Origin of the sequence: Blautia sp. MB18-30, assembly GCF_023669475.1 — a bacterium.
Taxonomy (GTDB): domain Bacteria; phylum Bacillota; class Clostridia; order Lachnospirales; family Lachnospiraceae; genus Blautia_A; species Blautia_A fusiformis.
The window spans coordinates 1-26,792 of the sequence record NZ_JAMOYY010000026.1; the positions used below are offsets into that span (position 1 = coordinate 1).

27 protein-coding genes, 1 pseudogene and 1 riboswitch are annotated in these 26,792 nt (G+C 43.7%); of the genes and pseudogenes, 2 read left to right on the plus strand and 26 right to left on the minus strand.

Annotated elements, in window-relative coordinates; translation table 11 throughout:
* Positions 1-71 precede the first annotated feature (71 nt).
* The 20 genes from putP to NCY57_RS11965 all read right to left on the minus strand — a co-directional run bounded on the left by putP (position 72) and on the right by NCY57_RS11965 (position 21,302).
* A complete protein-coding gene (putP, locus tag NCY57_RS11875) occupies positions 72-1,604 on the minus strand; it encodes a sodium/proline symporter PutP (protein WP_173739958.1) in 1,533 nt (510 codons plus the stop codon).
* 232 nt (positions 1,605-1,836) lie between these two features.
* Complete coding sequence (locus NCY57_RS16830; protein ID WP_021651475.1) at positions 1,837-1,965, minus strand: hypothetical protein; 129 nt, start codon at positions 1,963-1,965, stop codon at positions 1,837-1,839.
* 190 nt (positions 1,966-2,155) lie between these two features.
* Positions 2,156-3,121 carry an ABC transporter ATP-binding protein gene (locus NCY57_RS11880; protein ID WP_173739959.1) on the minus strand — a complete coding sequence of 322 codons (966 nt, stop codon included), beginning with the start codon at positions 3,119-3,121 and terminating at the stop codon, positions 2,156-2,158.
* Positions 3,114-3,899: an ABC transporter ATP-binding protein gene (locus tag NCY57_RS11885; RefSeq protein ID WP_021651477.1), complete on the minus strand. Its 786-nt coding sequence runs from the start codon at positions 3,897-3,899 to the stop codon at positions 3,114-3,116. Before NCY57_RS11885 ends, NCY57_RS11880 begins: the two co-directional genes overlap by 8 nt.
* Positions 3,900-3,913: 14 nt before the next feature.
* Positions 3,914-5,482, minus strand: coding sequence for an ABC transporter substrate-binding protein (locus NCY57_RS11890; protein ID WP_021651478.1), 1,569 nt, complete (start codon positions 5,480-5,482; stop codon positions 3,914-3,916).
* A gap of 58 nt (positions 5,483-5,540) precedes the next feature.
* The gene (nikC, locus tag NCY57_RS11895) at positions 5,541-6,371 is read right to left on the minus strand and encodes a nickel transporter permease (RefSeq protein ID WP_021651479.1); all 831 of its coding nucleotides are present in this window, start codon (positions 6,369-6,371) and stop codon (positions 5,541-5,543) included.
* A complete protein-coding gene (nikB, locus tag NCY57_RS11900; protein ID WP_021651480.1) occupies positions 6,372-7,310 on the minus strand; it encodes a nickel ABC transporter permease in 939 nt (312 codons plus the stop codon).
* A 184-nt stretch (positions 7,311-7,494) separates the two neighbouring features.
* A riboswitch (cobalamin riboswitch) is annotated at positions 7,495-7,683 on the minus strand.
* Between the two features lie 284 nt (positions 7,684-7,967).
* A complete protein-coding gene (locus tag NCY57_RS11905; RefSeq protein WP_015524925.1) occupies positions 7,968-8,927 on the minus strand; it encodes a M14 family metallopeptidase in 960 nt (319 codons plus the stop codon).
* Between the two features lie 150 nt (positions 8,928-9,077).
* Positions 9,078-10,358 carry a bifunctional phosphoribosyl-AMP cyclohydrolase/phosphoribosyl-ATP diphosphatase HisIE gene (gene hisIE / locus NCY57_RS11910; protein ID WP_173739960.1) on the minus strand — a complete coding sequence of 427 codons (1,281 nt, stop codon included), beginning with the start codon at positions 10,356-10,358 and terminating at the stop codon, positions 9,078-9,080.
* A gap of 18 nt (positions 10,359-10,376) precedes the next feature.
* On the minus strand, positions 10,377-10,964 hold the full coding sequence (hisB, locus tag NCY57_RS11915; protein ID WP_015524923.1) for an imidazoleglycerol-phosphate dehydratase HisB: 588 nt from the start codon (positions 10,962-10,964) through the stop codon (positions 10,377-10,379).
* Entirely contained in the window at positions 10,964-12,274 is a 1,311-nt protein-coding gene (gene hisD, locus NCY57_RS11920) for a histidinol dehydrogenase (protein WP_021651483.1), read from the minus strand. Before hisD ends, hisB begins: the two co-directional genes overlap by 1 nt.
* Positions 12,275-12,324: 50 nt before the next feature.
* Positions 12,325-12,963 carry an ATP phosphoribosyltransferase gene (hisG, locus tag NCY57_RS11925; RefSeq protein ID WP_021651484.1) on the minus strand — a complete coding sequence of 213 codons (639 nt, stop codon included), beginning with the start codon at positions 12,961-12,963 and terminating at the stop codon, positions 12,325-12,327.
* Positions 12,963-14,084 (minus strand): ATP phosphoribosyltransferase regulatory subunit, encoded by a 1,122-nt coding sequence (hisZ, locus tag NCY57_RS11930; RefSeq protein ID WP_044961519.1) that lies wholly within the window; start codon positions 14,082-14,084, stop codon positions 12,963-12,965. The genes hisG and hisZ overlap by 1 nt, the downstream gene beginning before the upstream one ends.
* Positions 14,085-14,194: 110 nt before the next feature.
* Complete coding sequence (locus NCY57_RS11935) at positions 14,195-14,728, minus strand: Holliday junction resolvase RecU (RefSeq protein ID WP_015524919.1); 534 nt, start codon at positions 14,726-14,728, stop codon at positions 14,195-14,197.
* Positions 14,729-14,740: 12 nt separating this feature from the next.
* The gene (gene lepB, locus NCY57_RS11940; protein WP_015524918.1) at positions 14,741-15,298 is read right to left on the minus strand and encodes a signal peptidase I; all 558 of its coding nucleotides are present in this window, start codon (positions 15,296-15,298) and stop codon (positions 14,741-14,743) included.
* A complete protein-coding gene (locus NCY57_RS11945; protein ID WP_021651486.1) occupies positions 15,282-16,250 on the minus strand; it encodes an RluA family pseudouridine synthase in 969 nt (322 codons plus the stop codon). Before NCY57_RS11945 ends, lepB begins: the two co-directional genes overlap by 17 nt.
* Positions 16,251-16,262: 12 nt before the next feature.
* Complete coding sequence (locus tag NCY57_RS11950; protein ID WP_021651487.1) at positions 16,263-16,883, minus strand: hypothetical protein; 621 nt, start codon at positions 16,881-16,883, stop codon at positions 16,263-16,265.
* Positions 16,846-18,720 (minus strand): YgiQ family radical SAM protein, encoded by a 1,875-nt coding sequence (locus NCY57_RS11955; RefSeq protein ID WP_250789699.1) that lies wholly within the window; start codon positions 18,718-18,720, stop codon positions 16,846-16,848. The genes NCY57_RS11950 and NCY57_RS11955 overlap by 38 nt, the downstream gene beginning before the upstream one ends.
* A gap of 46 nt (positions 18,721-18,766) precedes the next feature.
* The gene (locus tag NCY57_RS11960) at positions 18,767-19,579 is read right to left on the minus strand and encodes a GTP pyrophosphokinase (RefSeq protein ID WP_015524915.1); all 813 of its coding nucleotides are present in this window, start codon (positions 19,577-19,579) and stop codon (positions 18,767-18,769) included.
* Positions 19,580-19,856: 277 nt separating this feature from the next.
* Positions 19,857-21,302: an aminoacyl-histidine dipeptidase gene (locus NCY57_RS11965; protein WP_022426340.1), complete on the minus strand. Its 1,446-nt coding sequence runs from the start codon at positions 21,300-21,302 to the stop codon at positions 19,857-19,859.
* A gap of 82 nt (positions 21,303-21,384) precedes the next feature.
* Between NCY57_RS11965 and NCY57_RS11970 the strand changes: the two genes are divergently transcribed.
* Positions 21,385-22,320 carry a sporulation integral membrane protein YlbJ gene (locus NCY57_RS11970; protein WP_021651491.1) on the plus strand — a complete coding sequence of 312 codons (936 nt, stop codon included), beginning with the start codon at positions 21,385-21,387 and terminating at the stop codon, positions 22,318-22,320.
* Here the strand turns inward: NCY57_RS11970 and NCY57_RS11975 are convergent.
* From NCY57_RS11975 to NCY57_RS11995, 5 genes and pseudogenes are all read right to left on the minus strand, one after another.
* Positions 22,297-22,935, minus strand: coding sequence for a hypothetical protein (locus NCY57_RS11975; protein ID WP_015524911.1), 639 nt, complete (start codon positions 22,933-22,935; stop codon positions 22,297-22,299). The genes NCY57_RS11970 and NCY57_RS11975 overlap by 24 nt on opposite strands.
* Positions 22,936-22,947: 12 nt before the next feature.
* Positions 22,948-23,442, minus strand: a complete 495-nt coding sequence (gene coaD, locus NCY57_RS11980) for a pantetheine-phosphate adenylyltransferase (RefSeq protein WP_015524910.1) — start codon at positions 23,440-23,442, stop codon at positions 22,948-22,950.
* Between the two features lie 15 nt (positions 23,443-23,457).
* Complete coding sequence (gene rsmD / locus NCY57_RS11985) at positions 23,458-24,006, minus strand: 16S rRNA (guanine(966)-N(2))-methyltransferase RsmD (protein WP_015524909.1); 549 nt, start codon at positions 24,004-24,006, stop codon at positions 23,458-23,460.
* Positions 24,003-24,398 carry a methylglyoxal synthase gene (locus tag NCY57_RS11990; RefSeq protein WP_015524908.1) on the minus strand — a complete coding sequence of 132 codons (396 nt, stop codon included), beginning with the start codon at positions 24,396-24,398 and terminating at the stop codon, positions 24,003-24,005. Before NCY57_RS11990 ends, rsmD begins: the two co-directional genes overlap by 4 nt.
* Before the next feature lie 172 nt (positions 24,399-24,570).
* Positions 24,571-25,200 (minus strand): annotated as a pseudogene (locus NCY57_RS11995) (DNA/RNA non-specific endonuclease); the annotation flags it as partial.
* Between the two features lie 475 nt (positions 25,201-25,675).
* Here NCY57_RS11995 and NCY57_RS12000 point away from each other — a divergent pair.
* Positions 25,676-25,906: an alpha/beta-type small acid-soluble spore protein gene (locus NCY57_RS12000; RefSeq protein WP_015524906.1), complete on the plus strand. Its 231-nt coding sequence runs from the start codon at positions 25,676-25,678 to the stop codon at positions 25,904-25,906.
* A 193-nt stretch (positions 25,907-26,099) separates the two neighbouring features.
* On the opposite strand, the gene NCY57_RS12005 is transcribed toward NCY57_RS12000, so the two are convergent.
* Entirely contained in the window at positions 26,100-26,723 is a 624-nt protein-coding gene (locus NCY57_RS12005; protein ID WP_173739962.1) for a GDSL-type esterase/lipase family protein, read from the minus strand.
* Between the last annotated feature and the right edge of the window lie 69 nt (positions 26,724-26,792).

The following is a 26,792-nucleotide window of genomic DNA, read 5'->3' on the forward strand; positions in this document are numbered from 1 at the left end:
TATCTTTACTACAATCTGTATCGGGCTTGTTTTGTATCAGTGTGAATTATTGACTATTATCGAAAAATATTTTATTTCTGGTTTACCAGGTCGAATTCGTCGGTGATCTCTTTGGATGGTGCCTTGGTAATGAGGCTGACGATGATGTTTGCTGCAATAGCCACCAGGAATGCGGGAAGAAGTTCATAGATTCCCCAGGCGCCGCCGAGCGTGCTGATTCCGTATTTCCAGATAAATACCATGGAACCGCCGCAGATCATTCCTGCCAGGGCTCCCTGCCAGTTGGAACGTCTCCAGAATAATGCCAGAAGTACCACCGGGCCGAATACGGCTCCGAAGCCTGCCCAGGCAAAGGATACGATAGTAAACACAGAACTGTTCGGGTCGCGGGCAATAAACATGGCTACTATTGCGATGAGAAGAAGCGTGATCTTATCGGCTACCATGCTTTCTTTTTTTGTTTCTTTATCCTTCAGGATACTTCCGAGAAGGTCGGAAGAAACTGCTGAGGATGCTGCCAGGAGCTGAGAATCTGCAGTTGACATGGTGGATGCCAGGATTCCTGCAAGGATGAGTCCGGCAAGGATTGCTGCAAATACACCATGTTTACTGAGAAGATCTGCGATCTGAACGATAATTGTCTCAGATGCGGAGCCTTCCAGAAGGTCAAACTCTCCTGCTGCTGTCATTCCAAGTCCTACCACACCGATCAGTACGGCTACTGCCAGTGAGATCACTACCCATGTAGTTGCTACTCTTCTGGAAAGTGTAAGCTTCTCTTCGTCTTCGATCGCCATGAAACGAAGAAGAATATGCGGCATTCCGAAATATCCAAGTCCCCATGCAAGCATGGAAATGATATTAAGCAGTGGATATGCCTGTTCTGTTCCGGTTGTTGGATTATATGTAGTAAACATAGTCAGATATCCGGGCAGTGATCTTGCATGGTCTGCAACTGCTTCAATACCACCTGCTGTGCTGATCCCGAATACAAATACGATCACAAGAGCGATGGACATGATGATACTCTGGATAAAGTCCGTAGTAGATGCTGCCAGGAATCCTCCCAGTGTGGTGTATCCAACGATGACCAGTGCACTGATGATCATAGCTGGCAGATATTTTACACCGAAGAGACTTGCAAAAAGTTTACCACAGGCTGCAAATCCGGAAGCTGTATACGGAATAAAAAAGATCACGATAAAAATCGCTCCGATAGACTGCAGGATCTTTTTTTCATCTCTGTAACGATTACTGAAAAAGGATGGCAATGTAATAGAATTTCCTGCCACATGTGTGTAGCGGCGGATTCTTTTTGCCACGATCCTCCAGTTTACGTAAGTTCCGATCGCAAGGCCAATGGCTGTCCAGCCTGCATCTGCAATACCGGTAAGATAAGCAAGTCCCGGCAGGCCCATCAGAAGCCAGCTGCTCATGTCAGAAGCCTCTGCACTCATAGCTGTGACAAGTGGGCCAAGCTTTCGTCCTCCAAGATAGAAATCAGAACTGTCATTATTGTTCTTGGAGCAAAGATAACCTACAAAGATCATTGCACCCAGATAGACGATAATGGCTGCCATTATACAAATATGTGCTGTTGTCATTGTTTCTCTCCCTTCCATGTTTCTGCTTTAAAATCACAAAACATGAGGGATTTTGCTTATGCATCCCCATGCTTTCTGCTTTTAAACCAGTTTTACACATATTTATAAATTTTATTATATTAACTTTAGAAAGTAAAGAGGATTTTTCGTTTTTTTACATAAAAAAGTATTTTATATGAAGAAAAAGGGCTGAACCATATAAGGCGGCCCAGCTCTTTTTCAAAATCTCTGTTTATTTTTCTTCCATACGCTTCTGCACATCTTCCACTGTATATGCAAGCTTCTCAACATCCTCGGAATAAGTCAGCCCCTCCTTCTCAGCCAGAGCTTTCAGAACACCGATCGTTTTCTGAAGATGCATGTAGTTTCCTGCGGAGGAACCACCTGTCAGCGCGATTATTCTCTGTAATAGTTCATGAACATGTTCATTTCCGGGCTGTCCTGATTATATACTACAACACCTATTGTATATTGGATATCTCCGTCTTCGACAACAGCAGAATGCCCAGTACTTTAAAGTTTTTAAAAATCATACTGTTTTGTGCATTTCCTTATTTTTCCGTTACATAATGGCAGGCTACTTCATGTCCGGACTCTACTTCTGTGAGCACAGGACGGATCGTCCTGCATTTCTCCATGCAGTGTTCGCAACGATTCTGGAATGGACAGCCATGAGGAACATCCAGAGGGCTGGGGGCCTCACTTTCGATGCTCTCGATCTTTTTGTTCTGATCCATATGAATGGAAAACTGTGCCCCCAGAAGAGCCTGTGTATATGGATGAAGAGACTTTTCCGTAACATCCTCTCCCGGAATTACCTCCACGATATTCCCGAGGTACATGACAGCAATCTGATGAGCAAAGGAACGGATCAGAGCCAGGTCATGGCAGATAAAAAGCATGCTGATGTTTTTCTCCTTCTGGAGACGCACCAGAAGACGGATCACGGATTCCTGTACGGAAACATCGAGTGCAGAGGTAGCCTCGTCACATACCAGGATCTCCGGCTCCAGGGAAAGTGCCCGGGCAATACTGATACGCTGACGCTGACCACCACTCATGTTATGGGGATAGCGGTCTGTAAAATCTTCAGGAAGTTCTACCATTTTCAGGAGTTCTCTGGCCTTGGATTCCTTTTCGCTTCTTTTCAGCTTTCCGTAATTGATCAGAGGTTCTGTGAGAATATCCACGATCTTCATTTTCGGGTCAAAGGACGCCAGCGGATCCTGGAAGACCATCTGCATGTTCTGACGGTTCAGCCAGGTTTCTTTTTTGGAAAGATCAGAGAGGTTTTTTCCATGGTAAAGGATCTCTCCGCTGGTCGGTTTGTCAAGAGAAATGACCATGCGGACAAAGGTTGATTTACCGCAGCCACTTTCTCCTACGATTCCCAGAGTTTTTCCTTTATAAACGTTCAGGTTCACATCGTTGCAGGCTATTAAAGTTCTGCCGCCGGAAGCAGGAAACTGTTTTACGATATGTTTTGCACTGAGTACGATATCGGATTCCTTAAACATAACGCTGTCCCTCCATTTCCGGCACTGCAGCCAGCAGTTTCTTTGTATAGTCACTGGTCGGATGCTCCATGACCTCATCTCGTGTTCCCTGATCCACAACTTTTCCGTTCTGCATAACAACAAGCTGATCAGCCATATAGGCTGCTACGCCAATGTTATGGGTAACAATGATGATACCGGTTCCGAAATCATCACGAAGCTCCATCATCTGGCGTACGATCTGTGCCTGTGTGGTAACATCCAGCGCACTGGTCGGCTCATCTGCAAGAAGCAGCTCCGGGTTAAAAGTCATGGCCATGGCAATACCAACTCGCTGGCGCATACCACCGGAAAGCTGGTGAGGATAACTTTTCATGATATTTTCCGCGTCCGGAAGACGCATTTTCTGAAGCATGGAGCATCCCTTCTTCCATGCTTCTGCTTTGGATACATCTGTATGTGTACAGATATATTCCACATACTGACTTCCGATCTTACGGATAGGGTTCAGAGTTCCGCCGCAGTCCTGGAAGATCATGGAAATGCGGGTACCCCTTAAATTTCTCCATTCATTCTTTGTATTGGAAAGCAGAGAATGTCCGTGAAACTGAATATCTCCGGTGCTGACCCGGCCACCTCCGCCAAGTGCGCCGAGGACAGCACGGATCACGGTTGTTTTTCCACTTCCACTCTCGCCTACCACACTGATGATCTCCCCCTTCTTCATGGAAAGGTTGAAATGTTCAATGGTAGGTGCCTGTTTTCCGTACCGAACGGAAAGATCCTTGATCTCAAGCATAAATAAGCGCTCCTTTACTCGGCAAGAGTGATATCCTTTGTCAGCCAGTAATAATCCATTGGATACATCTTAACACCTGTTACCTTTTTGTTGGAGAAGAGGTAGGTTGTCTCATAACCAAAGAATACAGTTGCAGCATCATCCATGATATCCTGCTGAATATCGATGATGAGATCTTTTCTCTTGTCCTCATCAAATGTCTGCGCAAGCTCGTCAAGAAGCTTGTCAACCTCCGGGTTATTGTATCCTGCAGTATTGTTTGCAGAGGAGCTGTACCAGTTCTCTCTTAAGTAGTTCTCAGGGTCTCCAGTGTTTGCTACCAGCACGTTCCAGATCAGAAGGTCATACTGACCGGAATCTCTCATGTCAAGAAGTGTCTCATAACTTACTGTATTCAAGTTTACGTTGATACCGATCTCCTTCAGACTGGCCTGTGCTGCCTGTGCGTATACACCAAGCTCGGCACGGCTTGTGTAGATAACAAAATCAAGAACAAGAGGATCTCCGTCAGGAGTTTCTACAAATCCGTCACCGTCAACATCTTTGTATCCGGCCTCATCAAGGATCTTCTTTGCGCTGTCCGGATCATAGGAATTCTCATCCTTCAGATCATCGAATCCAAAGTCAAGTGTTGGAGGAACCGGTGCTTTACCAGCTGTTGCACCACCCTCAAGAAGAGTGTTGCAGTATGTTTCCTTGTCAAGACCACGAAGAAGTGCCTGGCGAAGAGCCTTATCGCTGAGTGCATGATCCTCGTTCTGGTTCATGAATGCATAGGTGGAACGAAGAGACTGAAGCTCCTGGATGTCGTAATTGTCATTTCCCTCAAACTCAACCAGGTTCTCTGTTTTCAGGTTGTAAGCGATATCGATCTCACCTGTCTGAAGAGCCATGGAACGTGTTGTCTGGTCATCCACACATTTCAGTGTAACTTTATCAAGGGGAACTTCTCCATCCCAGTAGTTCTCATTTTTTACTACGATACAGGAATCCGTCGGGCTGAAGGACTCTACTGCATAAGGTCCTGTACAGATCGGTCCTTCCATGGCAAATGTAGAATCATCTACATTTGTATCTACGATCAGAAACAGCGGGTCTGCAAGGCATCCGGCCATGTTTGCATTTGCTCTGTTCAGATGGAAGATCAGGTTCTGTCCGTCAACCTCGAGGCTGTCGAGATCAAAGAATTCCGGAACACGGTCACTCTTTTCAGCGGTACGTTCGATGGAGGCTTTTACCATCTCCGGTGTCATGTCGTCACCGTTGGAGAATTTTACGCCCTCACGGATCTTGAAGGTCCATGTTTTTCCATCGTCACTGTTTTCCCACTCTTCCGCAAGACATGGAACGATCTCACCGTTCTCATCGAATTTTGTGAGGCACTCGCCGATCGCATAACGGGATACAACCCAGCTAAAATACTGCTCTGTCGGCTCCAGTGTATCTGCAAAGCTTGTTACTCCGATGGTGATTTCCTTATCACTTTTTTTGTCACCTTTTGCCTGAGCCACTGTTGCCATTGAAAGGGTCATCATACATGCAAGTGTAGCAGCCAGCACTTTTTTAACTACATTATTTCTCATTTCATCCTCCTAAAGATAATATACTGATTATATGGTGTTGGTTTGTTACAGAGTTGTTTTATTGATCCTGGCGCGGATCCAGTACATCACGGATGCTGTCTCCAAGCATGTTGAAAACAACAACACAGATCACGATAGCGATACCAGGGTAGATCATAAGCCATGGCGCCTTTGCCATGTAGGTTCTTCCTTCATTCAGCATCAGTCCCCACTCCGGTGTCGGCGCAGTTGCACCAAATCCCAGGAATGAAAGGGAAGCCAGCTCCAGCATCATAGTTCCGATATCTGCTGCCGCAGTTACCACCATCTGGGTTACCATGTTGGGAAGAATGTGTACAAGAAGAATTTTCCAGGTCTTTGTTCCGTTTACTATAGCTGCCTCTATGTAAAGACTCTTCTTGACTTTCAAGACCATACTTCGTGCAAGACGGGCATATTTTGTCCAGCTTACAGCCGCAATGGAAATAACGGCATTGACCAGGTTTGGTCCAAGCATACCGGCAATGGCAATGGCCAGTACAAGCCCAGGGAAGGAGATCATCATATCTGCGATACGCATGATCACTGCATCCACAACGCCGCCGAAATATCCGGCAATAACTCCTAAAAATGTACCGATGACAAAGATCACTGCAACCAGACATAAGGTCATGATCAGAGAGGTTCTTGTTCCGAAGATAACACGGGAAAGAAGATCTCGTCCAAGCTTATCCGTTCCGAACGGATGAGCGGAGCTTGGCTCCTGCAGTGATTCGGTCATAACTGCATTCAGTGGATCATATGGTGAGAGCTGCGGCGCAAAGATCGCAATTCCGATCACCACGAGACCCAGAATGAAGAAAAGAGTGAACTGTTTATTTTCTTTGAATGTTCGTAATACCTTTTTCAATTATCTATCCTCCTTAAGTCTTGGATCGAGATAAGTATAGGACAGATCCACAAGCAGGTTGATGCACATGTACAGGATCGCGATCCAAAGTACATAGCCCTGTACAAGAGGATAGTCACGACAGGAAATCGCCTTTACTGCCATATTTCCCATTCCAGGCCAGTTGTAAATGATCTCTACAACTGCAGTACCTCCCAGAAGACTTCCAAGGGAAAGTCCCAACAGCGTTACCAGCGGAAGCATAACATTAGGAAGGACGTGTTTCCAGAGAATGACGCTTTCCTTGATTCCACGCATTCTTGCACCTGTGACATAATCCTGATGAAGTTCCTCCAGCACTGCACTTCTTACCTGTCTGGTATATTTTGCAGACATGGCAAGTGCAAGAGTCAGCGCCGGGAGGATCATGGATTTAAAATCCGTACTGCCTCCTGCAACATTGATCCAGCGAAGCTGAACACCAAAGATGCTGAGAAGGATCAGGCCCAGCCAGAAGCTTGGAACAGATACTCCCACAAAGGTAATTCCTCTCACAAAATAATCCGGGAATTTGTTCTGATATACAGCGGCCAGGATTCCAAGCGGTATGGAAATAATGACCATCATCAGAAGTGCCAGCAACGACATCCTCAGCGTCGGCCAGAAACAGGATACCAGTTTATCTGTTACCGGCATTTTGAAAGAATAGGACTGTCCCATATCTCCTGTAACAACACCCTTCAGCCAGGAACCATACTGCACGAGAAAGGGCTGATCAAGGCCAAGCTCATGTCTTGTCTGTTCCAGAAGCTCTGGTGTAGGAAGATTACCACACTCTGTCAGCATGATCTCCGCAGGATCACCAGGTGACAGGTAGGTCAGTCCAAATGTGAAAAAGCTGATTCCAAATAATACAATGATGATCTGGAGAAATCTTTTTCCTACTTGTTTCTTTGTCACGTTTTACTCCTTTCCTCATTTGATGCGATTTTAACATTGCCGTTTTAATTTAGTTAGATAAAAGAAACTATTGGATTCTTAATATGCAGAATATGCATGGAATTTTAGAAAATTTGCACGAAAAAAGCCCGTGACGAAATACGGGCACACAAAATAAATATGCTTCCTATCTTCCGTAAGAATCATTTTAAAACAATTGCAAGCAGGTCTCCTGACTTAGGATCCTTACCCTCAGACACCTTCCCGGTCTATTTCTCACGCACTCGACCAGTGGTACTTTGTCTGAGGATTTCCCCTTACAGTGACGGGATCGTACCGGATTTACACCGGTTTCCCTATTAATCCTCTCAGAACTTACAACGGCTGATGTGAAAATCAGCAAATGCTGTCAAATTACTGAAACATTATATGATAAAACTATAGTTTATGTCTATGGAAAAATGTTATATTTTTAGAAAACTCATAAATTTTGTTAAAGATGCTTGAATTGTATATATCCCCCATGGGGGATTTGACAATTGGATTTATCTGATCTGCTAAAAAAACACGGATTTTACCTCGCTATTTTTACAAATAGAATAGCAAATGGTAAAACCCGGTTTTCTTACTGTTTCAATATGATTTCAGACAGAAGCGTTCTGAAAAGGTTGTTTACTATCAGGTCAGAGTCTCCGTGATCGCTGCATATGCGATCATTGGTCCGTCTTCAATAATGTTCAGACTGGCTGTCTGATAAAGTACGACTCCGTTTTCAGTTGCAATAGATGTGTAAAGTAAATTTCCATAGTAATCTCTCAGTTCACCCAATTCTTCTCCCTTAAAGAAGTACTCTCCAGGCTTCTTGGATGGATACCAGCATCCGGTATACGGCGCATATTCATAGACTACATTTTCCAAAAGCATCTGACGGTAATGCTTCAGACCATGACATTTCTTTCCCTGGAGATGAAAAACAAGGTGACGGACGTCTCTTTTATCCTGTTCTACTTCCTCCCAGGTCCAGTAGCTGTGTCCGCCTCTTTCGATGAGAATACTTGGAATTCCAAGAGAAGAAGCATAATTGTAGGCGCCACCTGTGGCGGTTGTGGAACGGACCACATATTTTACGCCGATATGCCGTGCCATATGTAATGATTTCTCTGCTGTCTTTTCATCTACAACCCCTACATAATAAACATAGGGATGAAGCTGTTCGAACCCATCTCCGCTATGCAGGTCGATATAATAATCTGCTATGGAAAAAAGCTTTGTCACTATAGCATAGGCAATACGATCTGCAGCTGTTCCCTCAGGATCTCCGGGGAAAACGCGGTTCAGGTTCTTGCCATCCTCATAGACCAGACTCATGGTGCGATGCTCAAAGCCACTGACATTGACCAGTGGAACGATGATCACATTTCCCTTCAGTTCTTCCGGTTGAAATTCTTTTGCAAGTTCCATTGCCGCCTGGATTCCTACATACTCCGCACTGTGTATTCCCGCTGTGATCAGTATCGTCGGTCCGTCTTTCACTCCGCATATCACAGTTGCCGGCATTGCTATGCCGTATCCTGTGATCTTAATTTTCCCCTGTGCCTTCTCTCCTTTTTCAATCACCCAGTCATCAATTTTGATCATTGGTTGTTTCCCTTTTCCTTTTTTATATTTCCGCACTTTTGACGATAAGTATATCATGCCTAACCGAAATTGTACATATCAGAAAAAAGCTTTCGTAACCGTTCATTCTGATCCGACGTACAAAAGCTTTTTTCTTGAATGCTATATAATTTATCTTTTTACCAATTCTTTGGTGATTTCTTCCCAGCTGACTCCTTTTTCCACCATGAGTACCATCATATGATAAAGAAAATCTGAAATTTCGTATTTAATCTCTTCTTTATCCGGATTTTTGGCTGCAATGACGATCTCTGTGCATTCTTCACCGACTTTTTTCAAAATCTTGTCAATTCCCTTATCAAAAAGATAATTGGTATAGGAACCTTCCTTTGGATGTTCTTTTCGGTCAGTGATCACATCATACACATTCTGGAACACGTGAAGTGGGTTGGTATCATCGTACTCTTTTTTCAGCAGCGGTTTGAAGAAACAGGTACGGTTTCCTGTATGGCAGGCTGCGCCAATCTGCTCCACTTTGGCAAGGATCGTATCATTATCACAGTCAATAGTAAGAGACTTTACATACTGTACGTGTCCGGATGTCAGACCTTTGGTCCAGAGCTCATTCCGGCTGCGACTCCAGTATGTCATTTTTCCAAGCTTCAATGTTGTGTTAAAAGCAAGCTCATTCATATAGGCCAGCATCAGTACTTCATCCGTCCGGTAATCCTGGACAATAACCGGAACCATTCCGTCACTGTTTAATTTAAAGTCCGACCATGCAATATTACTTTTATATGTGTTTACCGGAATTCCGGCTTCTTCGCAGGTTTCCTTAAATGTATGCAGATCATTTTCAAGACTGCTTACATAAGCACCGCAAAGTCCGGACACAGCTGGTTCTCCTAAAAGCTCCAGAATGTTCTCAGATCTGTTTTCATCGGTATGAAGAACAATGGAAATCTGAGAAATCTCTGCAATTTCATTTTCGACAGTGTCCAAAGCCAGAACAGTGTCTGCATATGTTTCGATCAGATCCTGATTTTCTGTGAATTCTCTCAGATCAGAGATGCTGATCATCATACGCTCTTTTCCAAAGCGCCGGGATACTTCTTCCAGAAGCTTGATATTATTCTCTTTCGAAAAATTCAGTACAACTTTGGCACATCCCGCATAGATCAGCTTTTTTACATCTTCCATACGTTTGATATTTCCCGCTGCGATCACCGGGATCTCAGATACCTGACAGATATCACGGATTTTTCCGATCGCACGGTCATGCTCTGCATCTGCGGAAGAAAAGTCAAATACCAGAAGCTCATCTGCCCCATTGTCACCGTAAAATTTTGCAAGTGTTTCTACATTTCCGTCTCCGAAAAGATTTCTCTGTCCAAATCCTGTTACCGCCTTTTCTGAATGAAGATAAAGGCATGGGATCAACTGTTTGTTCATAAGTGGTCTCCTTCTGTATCAGAGGCTTCCCTTGGTAGAAAGCACGTCTGTGATCCGGGAATCGTACTGTGTTGCTGCATCAAGGGCTTTCGCAAAGCTTTTAAACATGGCCTCTGCCACATGATGGCTGTTTCCTCCGGAAAGAACCTTGATGTGAAGATTCATTGCTGCGGAATAGGATACTGCATAAAAGAATTCCTTTACCATCTCTGTAGCCATATCTCCTATTTTTTCCGTAGAAAACGCTGCATCCCATCCAAGATAAGGTCTTCCGGAAAGATCTACTGCGCAGAGCACAAGCACTTCATCCATAGGAAGGATACAGCTGCCGTAACGTTTGATTCCTTTTTTGTCGCCAACTGCCTCACGGATAGCGTTTCCAAGGACGATCCCTGTATCTTCAATGGTGTGATGATCATCTACATTCAGATCACCGTGGACTCTCAGCGTAAGATCATACAGTCCATGGCGCGTAAAACCGTCCAGCATATGGTCAAAAAAGCCAATACCTGTATCAATATCGGAACTTCCTGTTCCATCAATATTCAGTTGCAGACGTATCTGCGTTTCTTTTGTGTTTCTTTCGATCAGTGCTTCTCTTGCCATTATTCGTTCTCCTTGTCCTCTTCCTCAAAACGGACTGCAATGGAATTTGCGTGTGCAGTCAGCTGTTCCGATGTGGCAAACTGGATGATGTCCTTGTGGATCTTTCGGAGTGCTTCCCTGGAATAATATACAATACTGGATTTTTTGATAAAATCATCTACAGAAAGTGCGGAGAAAAATTTGGCAGTTCCATTGGTAGGAAGTACATGGTTTGGTCCTGCAAAATAATCTCCAAGGGGTTCAGAGCTGTGCTCTCCGATAAAGATCGCACCTGCATTTCGTACCTTCATCATATCTTCAAAAGGATGCTTTGTGACGATCTCCATATGTTCAGAAGCAATTTCATTGGCAGCCTCAATGGCCTCATCCATATCTTCTGCGATCAGGATATAACCAAAGTTCTCCAGGGATTTCTCAATAATGGCTTTTCTGGAAAGTACCTCAACAAAACCTCTGACTTCTTCATCTACCTGATCTGCAAATTCCTCATTTGTTGTGATCAGGATCGCAGATGCCATCTCATCATGTTCTGCCTGAGAAAGAAGATCTGCTGCAATATAACGAGGATTTGCAGTCTCATCTGCAAGAACGAGGATCTCGCTTGGGCCGGCAATAGAATCAATGCTTACGTATCCATAAACTGCCTTTTTTGCAAGCGCAACAAAAATATTTCCGGGTCCTACGATCTTGTCAACCTTTGGAATACTCTCGGTTCCATATGCAAGTGCTCCGATGGCCTGTGCACCACCCACTTTATAGATTTCATCTGCTCCGGCTTCGTTAGCAGCAACAAGTGTGCTTGGATTTACTTTTCCGTCTTTTCCAGGAGGTGTTGTCATTACAATACGGTCAACACCGGCAACTTTTGCAGGAACGATATTCATCAGCACGGAAGACGGATATACAGCCTTTCCACCGGGAACGTAAACACCTACACAGTTCAGAGCGGTTACCTTCTGACCAAGCATGGTTCCATCTGTTGTGCTTGTGAACCAGCTGTTCTGAAGCTGCTTTTCGTGATAGCTGCGGATATTCACCAATGCTTTTTTGATCACATCGATCAGGGAAGGATCTACCAGCTTGTATGCTTCCTCGATCTCCTCAGGGGTTACACGGATCGTATCCTTTGTAACTTCGACTTTATCAAATTCTCTGGTAAATGCAAATAACGCGGTATCTCCCTCTGCTTTTACTTTGGCAAGGATATTTGCTACTGCATCCTCGTATTTTCCGTAATTATTAGGGCTTCTTTTTAAGAGAGTTTCCAGAATATCTTTTGTAGATTCTTTGGTGAGTTTTACCTTACGCATAATAAATTCTGCCTTCTTTCTGTATTTTGGAGGTTCATCTGTTGTTCAGTTTATTTGATCACACTTCGAAGTTCCGTGATCAGTTTGCGGATCCGTTCATCTTCCATTTTCATGCTGACCTGATTGACTACCATACGTGCAGACAGCGGGCAGACTTCTTCCAGCACCTTCAGGCCATTCTCGCGAAGGGTGCTTCCGGTTTCCACGATATCCACGATAACCTCGGAAAGTCCTACGATCGGTGCAAGCTCGATGGAACCGTTCAGCTTAATGATCTCCACAGTCTGATGCTTTTTGTTATAGAAGTAATCCTTTGCAATATTTGGATATTTTGTAGCTACACGGATCAGCTGATTGTTATTCAGGACTTCTCTGGCGCTTTCAGGGCCACATACGCACATGCGGCATGCTCCAAATCCAAGATCCATAACCTCATATAGCTTTCTTCCTTCTTCCAGAATGGTATCCTTACCTACGATACCGATATCTGCTGCACCATACTCTACATAAGTCGGCACATCCGGACCTTTTGCAAGGAAAAACTTCAGCTTCAGTTCCTCATTGGTAAAGATCAGCTTTCGGGAATCTTTGTCACGCATCTCCTCACATGTAATACCGATCTTCTCAAACATATCCAGTGTTTTGTTGGCCAGACGCCCTTTTGTGAGGGCAAATGTAAGATATCTCATCAGTCCTGCTCCTCCTTTGCCGGGCACAATGCCACTTTTTTACCTTTATTCCGAAGCTCCATTGCTTCCTGGATCGCTTTTTTCAGATTTCCCGGATCATAGGTGATCACAATGGTTTTATCGCCAGCCGGAACGGTCAGCTTCTGTCTGGAAAGCGCGAGCATCAGGTTATCAACCACAATGGCAAATCCAATGGAAGAAGCCGGTTTTCCGAAATGCTTCATCAATTCGTTGTAGCGTCCGCCCTTGATCAGGGGTTCACCGGTTCCATATGTATAAGCCTGGAAAATGATCCCTGTATAATAACGGAACTTACTGAGCATTCCAAAATCAAAAGCAATGTATTTCTCACAGCCGTATACTTTCAGAATCTCATAAATTTCTTCCAGTCGTTTTACTGCAGAAAGTGCTTCCGGATTGGAGGTGAGTTTTTTTGCTTTTTCCAGCACTTCTGCTGAACCGAACATCTGAGGCAGTTCAGCAAAAGCCTTGGAAAGGTTATCGCCTAAATTCTGTTCCTTAAGAAGCTCTTCCACACCAAAATAATTCTTCTGAGAAATCAGCTCACGAAGATGCTCTTCTATCTCCGGCTCCAGATCTGCCTCTGCAAGCAGGGATTTATAATAATCTACCTGGCCTACGCTAACCTGGAATTCGGTAAGTCCTGCTGCCTTCAGACACTCCACAGTCATAGCAAGGATCTCAGCATCTGCTGCTGCAGAATCATCTCCCATATGCTCAACACCCATCTGAGTATTTTCCTTCATCTGACCTCTGTAACTGGAATTGTTGATAAATGTATTTCCGGTATAACAAAGTCTTACAGGTCCCTTTTCCGGATCAAAATAAGTTGCACATGCTCTGGAAACAGACGGTGTAAAGTCAGGTCTGAGAACAAGTGTGTTTCCCTCTCTGTCAAAAAATTTATATAAATCCTTGGATGGGATCGTTCCTACTTCATTGCTGAACACTTCAAAATACTCAAATCCCGGTGTTTCTATATCTTCATATCCATATCTTGAAAACACCTGGTGGAGCTCCTTCTGGAGCCGTTTTTTGCGGCTGCATTCCTCTCCATAAATGTCCCGCACACCTTCAGGTGTATGAAAAATACGCTGCATGTTCATTTCCTCCGTAACACGTTTTGAGATTTTCTGTGTTTCACTTTAATTCGCTACCATGCTACCACAGAAAAACTTAAATTTGATTATATAGGAAACCTTTCCAAAAGTCAATCCCGTAATTGCAGATCTTTCTGGATCCCTTCCAGATAAGGAACCAGAAATCCATTTTTTCCGGAAAGATAAAATTCCTCATCCAGCTCTTCCCGACGAAAACTTTTTCGCCCGCCATCTTCCATCCTTTTCCAGAATTCCTTCAGCTTACGAAGGGTAAGATAATAAAAAACATTATCTGCGCTGAAATAGATCAGAAAAAAAGCAATCCCCTTCTGCTTTTCAAACTCATCCATAAATGCTACCTGATGAGGATGAATGTTCGCAAGGGGAAAAGTTTTTACACAGCATTCTTTTGCATCGAAGCAGACAGGGATTCCCTGTACTGCTCCGATATAATCTACGGTACTTTTCTGTTCAAAATATGCCAGCGTGATATGCCGGGAGGTTTTATCCATTTTAACCGGAGTGATCGGCGTCGGGATTTTCTGGATGAGGGCCAGTCCCTTTTCCCTGTACTGCTCATTGGTACGATTGATAAGTTCCTCCAGAGTAGAACCACGAAGTCCTCTGCTGTTCCATGTTGCCATAAAGTCTGCCCTTTAATTTAGAAGTTTGATGGATGGGAAATAACGGATCTCCGCCTTTCCGACGATCTGATCAAACTGTACATATGTATTCTGCCAGTATCGGGAATCCTTGGAATTGTTACGGTTGTCTCCCATCATAAAGTAACAGTTTTCCGGTACTTCGTATGGTCCGAAGCTTCCAAGAGGAGTTTCCGACACAAAGGAATCATCCAGAGGTGTCTCTGAATCATTGATATAAACTTTACCATCTTTGATCTCTACTTTATCTCCGGGAAGACCGATGATACGTTTGATGAACAGCTGGGACTCATCATCCGGATATTTGAAGATCACAATGTCAAAGCGTTCCGGATCTTTCCATTTTTTTGAGATCTCGTGACCAAATACATCCATATTCAGACCATAGGCCAGACGATAGCCAAAGATACGATCTCCAGTCATAATGGTATTTTCCATAGATTCTGACGGGATCTTTGCATTGATCAGTACTACATTGTTGATAACCAGGACTACAACTACCACGATGATGATCATCTTGAGGTAATCCCATATTTCATTCCAGATTTTCATAATAACTCTCCTCCAACTTTTCCTCTTTTAGTGTTCTGAGAAAGATTTCCGGAAGCGGTGCCGTAAAGACCTTCCCGGATAAATATGACAGGCTTCCTTTCATAGATGGAAACTCCATTCGAAAAGAATGAAGCAGCTGTCCTTTCAGTTTTTTATCGGCTTTTCCATATTTGGGATCACCAACAATCGAATGTCCCTCCGAAGCAAGGTGAGCTCGGATCTGATGTGCACGTCCTGTGATCAGTTCAACCTTAAGAAGGGTACGGGTTCCATTGGTACCCAACGGATAATACTTTGTTTCCACTGGAAGGGCATTTTCTTTCTCTTGTTTATAGATGGTTACTTTATTGCTTTTTTTATCTTTTGCCAGATAACCTTTGATATATCTTTCTTCTTTTAAAACTCCCTCCACAAGACAGAGGTAATATTTATGAAGTTCCCTGGACTTGAACATCCCTGAAAGTTCCTGCAGACCGGAAAGGCTTTTGCCTGCCGCTATCAGTCCACTGGTATTGCGGTCAAGGCGGTTGCATACGGAAGGACGAAAGGTTCTCAGATCATTCTCTGTAAGAGAGCCATTTTTCAGAAGATAGCCAGTCAGATATTCTACCAGTGAAGGGGTTCCGTCATCAGCAGGCTGAGAAAGCATTCCTGCCGGTTTGTTGATCAACAGGATATTTTCATCCTCGTAAATGATATCCAGAGCATAATGTGCCCGTGGAGCAGAATCATTTCCGCTGAATTTTTCAAATGTTTCATCACTTAAAAACAGTTTTACATGATCTCCTGAAAACAGCTTTTCATTCCCGGTGGCTTTTTTTCCATTGAGCGTGATATTTTTTTTCCTCATCATTTTGTAGAAAAAGCTCTTTGGAGCTTCACGGAGAAGCTTGGCCAAATATTTGTCAAAACGCTGTCCGGCCTCGTTTTCGTTAATGATAAATTCTTTCATTATATAATGCTCCTACAGACAGATTGCCAGGATCGTATGTTTGATCAGTTCTTCCCTGGAAAGATCCGGGTATCGCTCATCCGGCGTGAATTTAATCCCGTTTCTCAAAGATTCTTTGTGCTCATTCATAGAATCCAGACGTTCCAGATAGGGTTTCAGGTCCCTCAGGATCTTTACATCTACTTTATATCCGTTTTTACGGATGATTTTCTGTGACTGCTCTGCAAGGTAGGCGATATCTGCTTTTGGATCACTGGTATAACCCACTACTGTATTTCCGCACACGGCAACAGCGTCCAGATAACCGCTTTTCTCATAAAAAGTCATGTACATTTCATAGGACATGACCAAGTCACCGGCATGCTTGCGGATCTCTTTATAGAGCTTTTCATCCATAGGATGACGTAACAGGATCATGATCAGGCTTACCATGGATTTACATCCTGGCAGACAGCCTACTACGGTCAGAACCGTCCAGACTGTCATTCTTGTTCCGTTGACGGCCCACGCCACAAAGAAAATGAGCAGTGGAAGCGAAAATAATCCTGCGGTGATCAGGAGTCTTCGTTTTTTTTCGCTGTTAAAATAACCGAAATCACCTTTTTTTGTTTTTCTTTTTCTGGTATCTTTCATGTGCCGAACTCCTTGTCTGTGTTTTTTTGGCTTTTTTATGAAGCTCTCTGGGACGGATGAGACATTTCGGTCCAAAGCCGACCAGATCCATACGTCCGGTCATCTTAAGTCCTTCCAGGACCAGTTCGCGATTTTCCGGATTTTTATACTGCATCAGTGCTCGCTGTATTGCTTTTTCGTGTGGATTTTTCGGCACATATACCTTTTCGCCTGTCAGCGGATGGATTCCTGTGTAATACATACAGGTAGAAAGTGTTGATGGCGTTGGATAAAAATCCTGAACCTGCTCCGGCGTAAATCCAAGATCACGGACGTATTCCGCAAGCTTCACGGCTTCCTTCATTGTACACCCGGGATGGGACGACATGAAATACGGAACGGCATATTGCTGCTTACCAGTCCGCGCATTTGCTTTTTCATATTCCTTCAGAAAGCCCTCATAAACCTCGTGCCTGGGTTTGCCCATAAACTTCAGGACTTCATCAGAAACATGCTCCGGTGCTACCCGCAGCTGACCGCTGACGTGATATTTCACAAGCTCATTAAGAAAAGTTTTATCCGGGTCTGCCATCAGATAATCAAACCGAATGCCGGAACGGACAAAAACTTTTTTAACTTTGGGGATATTTCTGACCTTTCTGAGAAGCTGAAGATAATCCTTGTGGTCTACCGTCAGATTCTTACACGGAGAAGGAAACAGGCACTGCCGTTCCTTGCAGACTCCTTTTGTCAGCTGCTTTTTGCAGGAAGGATGACGAAAATCAGCTGTAGGGCCTCCTACATCATGGATATAGCCTTTAAAATCCGGATCCTCCGTCATCTTTTCAGCTTCTTTCAGAATGGAATCGTGACTTCTTGTCTGAAGGATGCGGCCCTGATGAAAAGTCAGCGCACAGAAATTACAGCTTCCAAAGCATCCTCTGTTGCTGGTCAGACTGAATTTGATCTCTTTCAGTGCCGGGATCCCGCCTTCTTTCTGGTACATGGGATGATATCGTCCTGTATAAGGCAGATCGTAAACATCGTCCATTTCCATCTGCGTCAGAGGCTGAGATGGTGGATTCTGTATCACATATCCACGGTTCCCATAAGATTCTGCCAGAGGCTTTGCTGTAAATGGATCCGTGTTTCGGTACTGAATGGCAAAGCTGTCCGCGTAAGCTTTTTTATCGGTCTGTACCTGTTCAAATGACGGAAGGACCACCGGATCGTAAACCCTGCTGATATCGTGGCTTTTAAAAACCGTCCCTGCCACATATGTGATCTCCTGGACCGGAATCCCGCTTTGCAGGGCTTCTGCGATCTCCAGGATGGAATGTTCCCCCATTCCATAAGAGATCAGATCCGCACCGGAATCGATCAGAATACTGTGCTTGACCTTATTTTCCCAATAATCGTAATGTGCCATTCTTCGAAGGCTGGCTTCGATCCCGCCAAGAATGATAGGCGTATGTTTATAGGTCTGCCGGATCAGATTGCAGTATACAACAGAAGCCCTGTCCGGTCTTAATCCCATTTTTCCTCCCGGAGAATAGGCATCTGTGCTTCGGTGCTTTTTGGAAACCGTATAATGATTCACCATGGAATCCATGTTTCCTGCTGTAACGAGAAAACCCAGGCGCGGTTCCCCGAACACCTGGATGCTCTCCTTCTTTCGCCAGTCAGGCTGAGGGATCATGCCCACACGATATCCTCTGCTTTCCAGAAGACGTCCAATGATCGCAGATCCAAAAGACGGATGATCCACATAGGCATCTCCTGTCACGTAGACAAAATCTAACTCATCCCAGCCTCTTGACTTCATATCTTCTCTTGTAACTGGTAAAAAATCCTGCATTTATAATTCCTCGTATGTATGTGTATTAGTACTGTCTGCCCTGTGTTCATATGCTGTGATGGACTGCCTGGGCACGATAACCCTCTGCAATGATATCCAGCTGCCTGTGGAAGCGTTCCAGCTGACGCAGATCCTTGGTTTTGAATACCCGCAGGAACTCATCCTGTATTTTGCTGACTTCCCGTTCACTGGAAACACGGTAGAGATTTTCAATATTATTCAAAATATCCTTTACAAGATTGGACTGCATCTGAGATGAATTCTGGGCATCCATGATCTCATTGCGCACAGAAGACATTTCATGATCCAGCGAAATGATCGCATCGGATGCTTTACTAAGACGTTCTGCTACATGAGGAGGCATATCACCTTTGTATTTATACTGAAGGGAATGTTCGATCGTTGCCCAGAAATTCATTGCCATGGTACGGATCTGTATTTCTACCTGAAGCCGTTTCGGCCCATGAATAGTCTCCACTGTATAATAAAGAATCATGTGATAACTCCGGTAACCGCTCTGCTTGATATGCGTCAGATAGTTCTTTTCACTTTTGACTTCCATATCTGTTCTTTTTCGGATGATCGCAGCAACGGTATCGATATCTTCTTCAAACTGACATATGATCCGTACTCCCGCCAGATCTTCCATTTCTGTTTCCAGCTGTTCGATCGGGATATCTTTACGCTGCATTTTCTCCAGGATACTGGAAACGCTTTTTACTCGTCCACTGACTTGTTCAATGGGAGAATAACGATCATTTTCGTGATACTCTTCTATCATATGTTTAAACTTGACTGTCAGTTCTTTGACAGCCAGCTCGTAAGGGCACAAAATACTTCGCCATAACTGTATTTCCATGTTGCTCGCTCCTTATCATCTGCCGCCAGTCTCTTTTTGGTTTTGGTGACAGCGGCATACATTTTTTATTATAACATATGTTTTGAAAAAAAAGGGATTGTTTATCAATTTTTTATTAAAAAAATATAGAATTATTTTCCTTTTGTGTGATGCATCCACAAATCTATATATATGTATAATTCTGTATTTTATGAATATTTTTTATCAGGGCATAAAAATACCCTGGAGAAACCTTACGTCTCTCCAGGGTAAAAGTTCGAACATACTCCGAACGGGATCAGTCTTTCAGATTTTTGAGAACCTGTACAAGATAGTTCCATACTCTTTCTGTGGAAGCAATGCTGAGAACCTCCTCGGATGTATGGATATCCTTCATATCCGGTCCAAGGGATACACAGTCCAGTCCTTCCATTTTTTTATAGAAAAGCCCGCATTCAAGGCCTGCGTGGATCGCTACGACTTCAGGCTTATGTCCGTACATTTCCTCAAAAACTGCAACCATTTTATCTCGTAATGGAGATTCCTTTCTGTACTCCCATGCCGGGTATGCACCCTGTACTTCATAGTCACCACCAAGAAATTCTGTGAGATATTCAATTTTATCAGATAATGCACTGCATGCAGCGTCTACAGAGCTTCTTACACTGGAACTTGCAAAAAGCTCGTCCCTATCCAGACGGAGGATACCGATATTGCTGGAGGTTTCCACCAGGCCTTTGATGGTTCCGCTCATTTTCTGGATTCCGAATGGTACATTCTGCAGATAAAATACGATCTTTTCCTGACTTGTAGGATGAAGAACCTCTGCTGTTGCAGTACCCTTTTCTGTTATTTCAAAAGTAATGTTTTCGTCAGAACCAGTATATTCTTCACGGAGCTGCTCCTGGAGCTCTTTTGCGTAAGCTTTTACCTCAGCAACGGAATCCGTAAGAAATTCTGCGGTGCACTCTCTTGTAATGGCATTGTCTTTCTGCCCGCCTGTAAGAGAAATAAGGGCATATTCCGCTTTTTTCTTAAGTCCGTAAAGAAACCGTCCCATAAGTTTATTGGCATTCGCTCTGTTCTTGTCAATCTCGGCACCGGAATGTCCGCCCATAAGTCCACAGACTTTGACCTGTACCTTTTCTCCTTCTCCTTCTACACGCTGGACAGGGATATGGCTGATACCGGAAAGACCGCCGGCACAGCTGATCCAGAGACTTCCCTCCGCTTCAGAATCCAGATTGATAAATCTTCTTCCCTTCAGCACGCTGCAGTCCAGACCGACTGCACCAAGAAGACCAATCTCCTCATCAACCGTGAGCAGTACTTCAAGAGGAGGGTGTGGAATATCTGTACTGTCAAGAAGGGCAAGACCATAAGCAACTGCAATACCATCATCACCGCCAAGAGTTGTTCCGTTGGCTGTGATATAACCATCTTTTACAGAGATGTTCAAACCATCTTTTGTAAAATCATGATCTACATCCGGTCGTTTTTCACATACCATATCCATGTGGCCCTGGATGATCACTGTGGGAGAATTCTCATATCCTGGTGTGCCTGGCTTGTAGATCACTACATTATTCAGCTCATCCTGTACATATCTGAATCCATGATCCTTCGCGAATTCCACAAGGAAATCACTGATCTGTTTTGTATTTCTGGAACCGTGAGGAATCTTGCAGATTTCTTCAAAATAATGAAAAACTCTCTTTGGTTCACAATTTTCTAATACTGGCATAAATTCTGCCTCCTTCTGCTTCATAAATTCATTTGTCTTTTATAATAATCATATACTGTAAAAAAAGCAAGGACCTGTTTTTATGAAACGAAAAATAATCATATTTTTCTATATCTGCCTGTTGTTTTTTCTGCTTTTTCACCCAAAAGAAGCTCTTACCGGAGTAAAAAATGGACTTGGATTGTGGTTGAATATCATGATTCCCACTCTGCTGCCATTTCTGATCCTGACAGGAGCATTATTAAAAACTGGAAATATCCGGAAGCTTCTGAAACCATCTGCTTTCTTCTGGAAAACGTTTTTCGGGCTTTCACCTGCTGGAGCCTATGTTCTGATCCTGGGTCTGTTATGCGGATATCCTATGGGAGCCAAACTGGCACATGATCTGTACATAGACCAGCAGATTTCCCGCAGAGAAGGGGAATATCTTCTTACGTTTAGCTGCAATGCAAGTCCCGCATTTATCATTTCCTATCTTTCCGGGATACTCTTGAAAAATAAGATATCAGCAGTACAGATGATCCTCACTTTTCTGGCGGCAGATCTCTTTTGTATGCTGTTTTTTCGTTTCGTTGTATATCGCGGGCATACCGTGGACTCTGTCTGCGTAAACAAGATAAAAAAAGAGACATACCAACAGGACTCCATAGGAGTCATCCTGGATGTCTCGATCATGGACGGATTTGAAACCATCACACGTCTCGGGGGCTATATTCTCCTCTTCTCACTGATACTCGCCAGTATCAGCTTTTACTGGCCATTTCATGCACAAAGCTGTATGCTGTTCACAGCACCACTGGAACTAACTACCGGGCTGAAACAGATTGCCGGCGCACCGCTGCCATGGAAAAGCAGATACCTTGCTTCTATGCTCCTGACTTCTTTTGGTGGCTTTTGCGTCATGGCTCAGACAAAAAGCGTATTGGAAAACAGTTTGTCACTGATCCCCTACGCTATTTCAAAATGTCTGAACGCCAGTGCGATATTCCTGATCCTAGTTTTCTCCGATATCGTCTAACAGATCTTCGTCTTCTTTTGTTATAGAAGAACTGTCATCATCCTGGAAGGTATTGGAGATTGCCGCTGCCTGAGCAGTCTGTGGTGCAAGCTCCTGACGATTATGATTAACAACCTCAAGGCAGCTCTGCAGAGCATCAATAAATGCTTTATATTTACCACCGGCATCTTCAAGTGTCTGATTCAGGACAGAACCGATATTAGCCATCATATCATCTGTGTATGTGATCGCACTGAGACGAATGCTGTTTGCATCCTGTGTTGCAGAATCAAGAATCTCCTGAGCCTGCTTGTTTGCAGCATTTATGGTCTCATTTGCCTGTGCATATGCTTTCTGCATGATCTCATGCTGTGTAACAAGTTCCTGAGCTTTGGCCTGAGCATCTGCGATCAGACTGTCAGCTTTAGCCTGAGCATCCTCAAGGATCGCATCCTTATTGCTGATGATCTTCTGATAACGTTTGATCTCATCCGGAGTTTTCAGACGAAGTTCACGTAAATACTCCTCAATCTCTTCTTTGTTCACTACGATCTTGGTAGTGGAAAGAGGCTGGAATTTACAGCTGTCCACATACTCTTCAATCTCCTGAATAATCTGTTCAATTCTGCTGCTCATAATACACTCTCCTTATTTCTCTGTTTCTCTTTTTTTCAATTTCTCTTCGACTGCATCCGTAATCTCACGTGGAGCGAATTTGCTCAGATCTCCTCCGAAATTAGCAACTTCTTTCATGATCGTGGAGCTTAAGTATGCATATTCCAGACTGGTTGTAAGAAAAACGGTGTCCACATCCGGTGCCAGAACACGATTAGTCTGGGCCATCTGCAGTTCATATTCAAAATCCGTGACAGCACGAAGCCCTCGAACGATCACCTGGGCATGGTTTTCCCTGGCAAAGTTCACTGACAGGCCCTCGAATGCTTTCACCTCCACATTCGGGATATCTTTTGTCGCCTTTGTTAGTATCTTAACACGTTCTTCTACAGAAAACAACGGACTTTTTGCAGAATTATGCAAAACTCCCACTATAACCCGGTCAAATGAAATGCTTGCCCGCTTAATGATGTCAAGATGGCCATAGGTTGCCGGGTCAAAGCTTCCCGGGTATACTGCTGTTATCATATGTCTGTCTCTCTTTCATTTTTTTAGGAAAACATGCTTGTTGGTTTTATATTCCTTGGAACGTACCAGATGATATCCAAGGTCCTCTACATAAGAAAAATCCGTATGTAGATCTTCCTCCACAACGATCAGCGTGTTTTCATCTGCAAGAGTGCTGTCAGCCAGATACTCAAGGACTGGTTGTTCCAGATGCTGTTCGTATGGTGCATCCATAAAAATACAGTCAAATGGTTCTCCGCCTTCCAGTGAACGCAGTGCCTGAAGCACATCCATGTTCAGCAGTTTACCACCATCCGTGAGTTTTGTAAATGAAAGATTTTCGCGGATGCAAGTGCATGCTTTGGGATTTTTTTCCACAAATACGGCATACTCGGCTCCACGGCTCAGAGCTTCAATACCGATCGCTCCGCTTCCGGAAAACAGATCCAGAAACCGACAACCAGGTATTTCAGGCTGGAGAATGTTAAAAAGAGTTTCCTTAATACGGTCTGTTGTTGGTCGTGTCTCATTTCCGGGAATGGTTTTTAAGTTTAATCTACGTGCTTTTCCTGCTATGACTCTCATTTCAGATTTAATCTCCAATCCAGATCACCGCGGGCCAGTCCAAGGATCAGAAGTTCCGCAGTGGCAATATTTGTAGCAACCGGAATGTTGTACTGGTCGCAGCGTTTGACAATGCTCATGATATCCGGCTCTACCGGGTCCATCATGACAGGGTTATAAAACAGGATCACCATATCCAGATCCTGACGCTCTACCATCTCCATAAACTGCTTGTCTCCGCCTATACTTCCGGCAAGAAACTTGTGAACGTGAAGACTGGTTGCTTCCTCAATTCTTCTTCCTGTTGTTCCGGTTGCATATACTTCATGTTTGGCAAGGATATTCTTGTATGCAATACAGAAGTCTTCAATCAGAACTTTCTTACTGTTATGCGCAATAATTCCTAAATTCATAATTCACCTCTCCATTCTGCCCTTGGGTTACATCCCTTTTTCCCCTTTATATAGGTAAAATCATATAACTCTGTAACTGATTCTAGCATAACGCCCAAAAAAGTGCAATTTAATTCATGTAAATTCATGAAAAATTAATATTTTCCCCGGCGTTACTCCATATACTCTATTCTTCCCAGCTGTTTCCTGTAGTATAATCAATTTCAATTCCCGGCTGTATGTTATAAACAAAAACATGGAAAAATATCTTCTGGTCTTTAACGGATTCGGCTTCCATTTCCACACCCCGGGCTACCAGTTCATCTCCCTTAAAAAACGGAGTTACACGATACATGCAGGGATTTCCTGTACTGTGCACGTAATCTGCAACCTCATTTTCAAAAGGAAGCATTCCCGTCACATTGAGATATCTGGTTCCTGTGATAAGATTTTTCCTGTTTGCATTCTCTCCAGTCAGCTGATATCCGATAAGATGGCAGCGATTATACAGATACCTGCCATCTACATTTTCATATTTTACAGTATGCCATCCTGTAGGCTTCACCATTCCGATCGCTCCTCGCTCTTCATCAGGCATCAGCTCCGGTGTGATCTTGGATTCTGCATAACCACAGCGCCCCAGGGAATCTAGTTCACTATAAAATTCGTATGCAGGTCCTGCGCTTTTTTCATCAGAAAAAGAGGGTATATTTCCATTGATCTCCACATATGGACTGCCGCTGTATTCCGGAATCTGATCCAGAGAAACAGATTCTGTCTGCCCTCCTGTCTTCGTCTGAGATTGTTTCAGTAATCCTGTCACTGCATCGGAAGCGGATTCCGAAACATCTTCCCAGAGGATCTGCGCATTTTCTTCTATATATGTAAGAAATACCTGTCCGAAGATCCGGCTTTGATCTTTTACCTCTTTCAGGCTCCGCGGCGGCATCCAGCCATTACATACTGCAAGGATGACACATAGGATAATGGCTGTGAGTATTTTTCGCCTGGGCTGTTTTTTTCGTTTATATTTTCGCTTGTATGTAGGATAACGCTTCTTTTTCACGGGCTCCCCTTACTTTTTTGTCTGACAGATATTATATGTGATGCGGAGATTATTATAACCGCAATTCTAGTCAAAAAGCAACCATACATTCGCTTTTTTACTGCGGTATAATTTATGAACGGAAATATTTTTATATGTTAAATTTCCTTTAACTGCCAGTGTATTATTTTATGGTTTTCACATACTAGCAATGTAACAGTAAACCAAATAACAACCAAGGAGGAAATGAATTATGCCAAGTAACACTTCTTCTAACAAAGCAGTTGTACCGGAAGCAAAGGGCGCACTTGACCGTTTCAAATATGAGGTAGCAAACGAGCTGGGTGTTCCGCTTACAGACGGATACAACGGAAACCTGACTTCCAAACAGAACGGATCCGTAGGTGGATATATGGTCAAAAAGATGATCGAGGCACAGGAGCGTCAGATGTCCGGCAACTCCCAGGGCGGCCAGCAGTACTAAATCTGTACGCGCAGGTAGTTTCATTGCTATGCTGAGTTGATCTAAGCTCATGCAAAAAAGATGCTGTCTGACAGAACTGAAAAACTGCCAGACAACATCTTTTTATTTTATATAAAAAGAGATCTTATTTCACAAACATATCCACACATTATACAGGCAATAAGATCCAAAAGTCTTAAAATCCTATATTTATTTACAGCAATTCCTGTACTTTCCGATATACAACCTCTGCAAATTCCTTATGTCCTGCTGCATTCAGATGTTCCTGATCTGCGTCACAGCAATGTACATAGGATGCTGCCGGGAGGAAACTGATATGACGTTCAGCTGCGATTTTTTCATAAACAGGCTGCAGATTTCTGGAAACGATCACAGACTCTCTGGAAAACTCCTGGTCATATCCTTCCTGCCATACTTTTTCTCCCAGGTAGATCGGAGCCATGAGAAGGACTTTCGCTTTTGGTGCATATTCCTGGACCTGATCCAGCAATCTTATGATTCCCTTTCCAATTACATCTGCGGATGCTCCGAAAACAGTTTTACAGTCATTAGTTCCCAGCATCAGCGTGATCACTTCCACCTGGGCATGTGTTTCCAGAAGTGTGGGAAGAAGTGCAGTTCCTTTTCTTCCATCGCGGAGCGGATCTTCGAAAACCGTTGTTCTTCCGCACAGTCCCTCCTCGATCACACGATATTCTTCTTTATTCAGTTTTTCCTGGAGAAGACTTGTCCAGCGTACTCCCCACGGAAGTCTCTCTCTGCTCTCTCCGTCATATCCCCATGTATTGGAATCTCCAAAGCATAATATCTGTTTCATTCTATTATATTCCTATCTATTTAGTATGTATATTGGTTGAATGAATCATATCACGCTCTTTTACATTGG

Excerpts from the sequence above, each read along its gene's own strand:
- putP (WP_173739958.1), bottom strand. The coding sequence starts at position 1,604 with ATGACAACAGCACATATTTGTATAATGGCAGCCATTATCGTCTATCTG.
- NCY57_RS16830 (WP_021651475.1), bottom strand. The coding sequence starts at position 1,965 with ATGCATCTTCAGAAAACGATCGGTGTTCTGAAAGCTCTGGCTGAGAAG.
- NCY57_RS11880 (WP_173739959.1), bottom strand. The coding sequence starts at position 3,121 with ATGTTTAAGGAATCCGATATCGTACTCAGTGCAAAACATATCGTAAAA.
- NCY57_RS11885 (WP_021651477.1), bottom strand. The coding sequence starts at position 3,899 with ATGCTTGAGATCAAGGATCTTTCCGTTCGGTACGGAAAACAGGCACCT.
- NCY57_RS11890 (WP_021651478.1), bottom strand. The coding sequence starts at position 5,482 with ATGAGAAATAATGTAGTTAAAAAAGTGCTGGCTGCTACACTTGCATGT.
- NCY57_RS11905 (WP_015524925.1), bottom strand. The coding sequence starts at position 8,927 with ATGATCAAAATTGATGACTGGGTGATTGAAAAAGGAGAGAAGGCACAG.
- hisIE (WP_173739960.1), bottom strand. The coding sequence starts at position 10,358 with ATGAACAAACAGTTGATCCCATGCCTTTATCTTCATTCAGAAAAGGCG.
- hisB (WP_015524923.1), bottom strand. The coding sequence starts at position 10,964 with ATGGCAAGAGAAGCACTGATCGAAAGAAACACAAAAGAAACGCAGATA.
- hisD (WP_021651483.1), bottom strand. The coding sequence starts at position 12,274 with ATGCGTAAGGTAAAACTCACCAAAGAATCTACAAAAGATATTCTGGAA.
- hisG (WP_021651484.1), bottom strand. The coding sequence starts at position 12,963 with ATGAGATATCTTACATTTGCCCTCACAAAAGGGCGTCTGGCCAACAAA.
- hisZ (WP_044961519.1), bottom strand. The coding sequence starts at position 14,084 with ATGCAGCGTATTTTTCATACACCTGAAGGTGTGCGGGACATTTATGGA.
- NCY57_RS11935 (WP_015524919.1), bottom strand. The coding sequence starts at position 14,728 with ATGGCAACATGGAACAGCAGAGGACTTCGTGGTTCTACTCTGGAGGAA.
- lepB (WP_015524918.1), bottom strand. The coding sequence starts at position 15,298 with ATGAAAATCTGGAATGAAATATGGGATTACCTCAAGATGATCATCATC.
- NCY57_RS11945 (WP_021651486.1), bottom strand. The coding sequence starts at position 16,250 with ATGAAAGAATTTATCATTAACGAAAACGAGGCCGGACAGCGTTTTGAC.
- NCY57_RS11950 (WP_021651487.1), bottom strand. The coding sequence starts at position 16,883 with ATGAAAGATACCAGAAAAAGAAAAACAAAAAAAGGTGATTTCGGTTAT.
- NCY57_RS11955 (WP_250789699.1), bottom strand. The coding sequence starts at position 18,720 with ATGCAGGATTTTTTACCAGTTACAAGAGAAGATATGAAGTCAAGAGGC.
- NCY57_RS11960 (WP_015524915.1), bottom strand. The coding sequence starts at position 19,579 with ATGGAAATACAGTTATGGCGAAGTATTTTGTGCCCTTACGAGCTGGCT.
- NCY57_RS11965 (WP_022426340.1), bottom strand. The coding sequence starts at position 21,302 with ATGCCAGTATTAGAAAATTGTGAACCAAAGAGAGTTTTTCATTATTTT.
- NCY57_RS11970 (WP_021651491.1), top strand. The coding sequence starts at position 21,385 with ATGAAACGAAAAATAATCATATTTTTCTATATCTGCCTGTTGTTTTTT.
- NCY57_RS11975 (WP_015524911.1), bottom strand. The coding sequence starts at position 22,935 with ATGAGCAGCAGAATTGAACAGATTATTCAGGAGATTGAAGAGTATGTG.
- coaD (WP_015524910.1), bottom strand. The coding sequence starts at position 23,442 with ATGATAACAGCAGTATACCCGGGAAGCTTTGACCCGGCAACCTATGGC.
- rsmD (WP_015524909.1), bottom strand. The coding sequence starts at position 24,006 with ATGAGAGTCATAGCAGGAAAAGCACGTAGATTAAACTTAAAAACCATT.
- NCY57_RS11990 (WP_015524908.1), bottom strand. The coding sequence starts at position 24,398 with ATGAATTTAGGAATTATTGCGCATAACAGTAAGAAAGTTCTGATTGAA.
- NCY57_RS12000 (WP_015524906.1), top strand. The coding sequence starts at position 25,676 with ATGCCAAGTAACACTTCTTCTAACAAAGCAGTTGTACCGGAAGCAAAG.
- NCY57_RS12005 (WP_173739962.1), bottom strand. The coding sequence starts at position 26,723 with ATGAAACAGATATTATGCTTTGGAGATTCCAATACATGGGGATATGAC.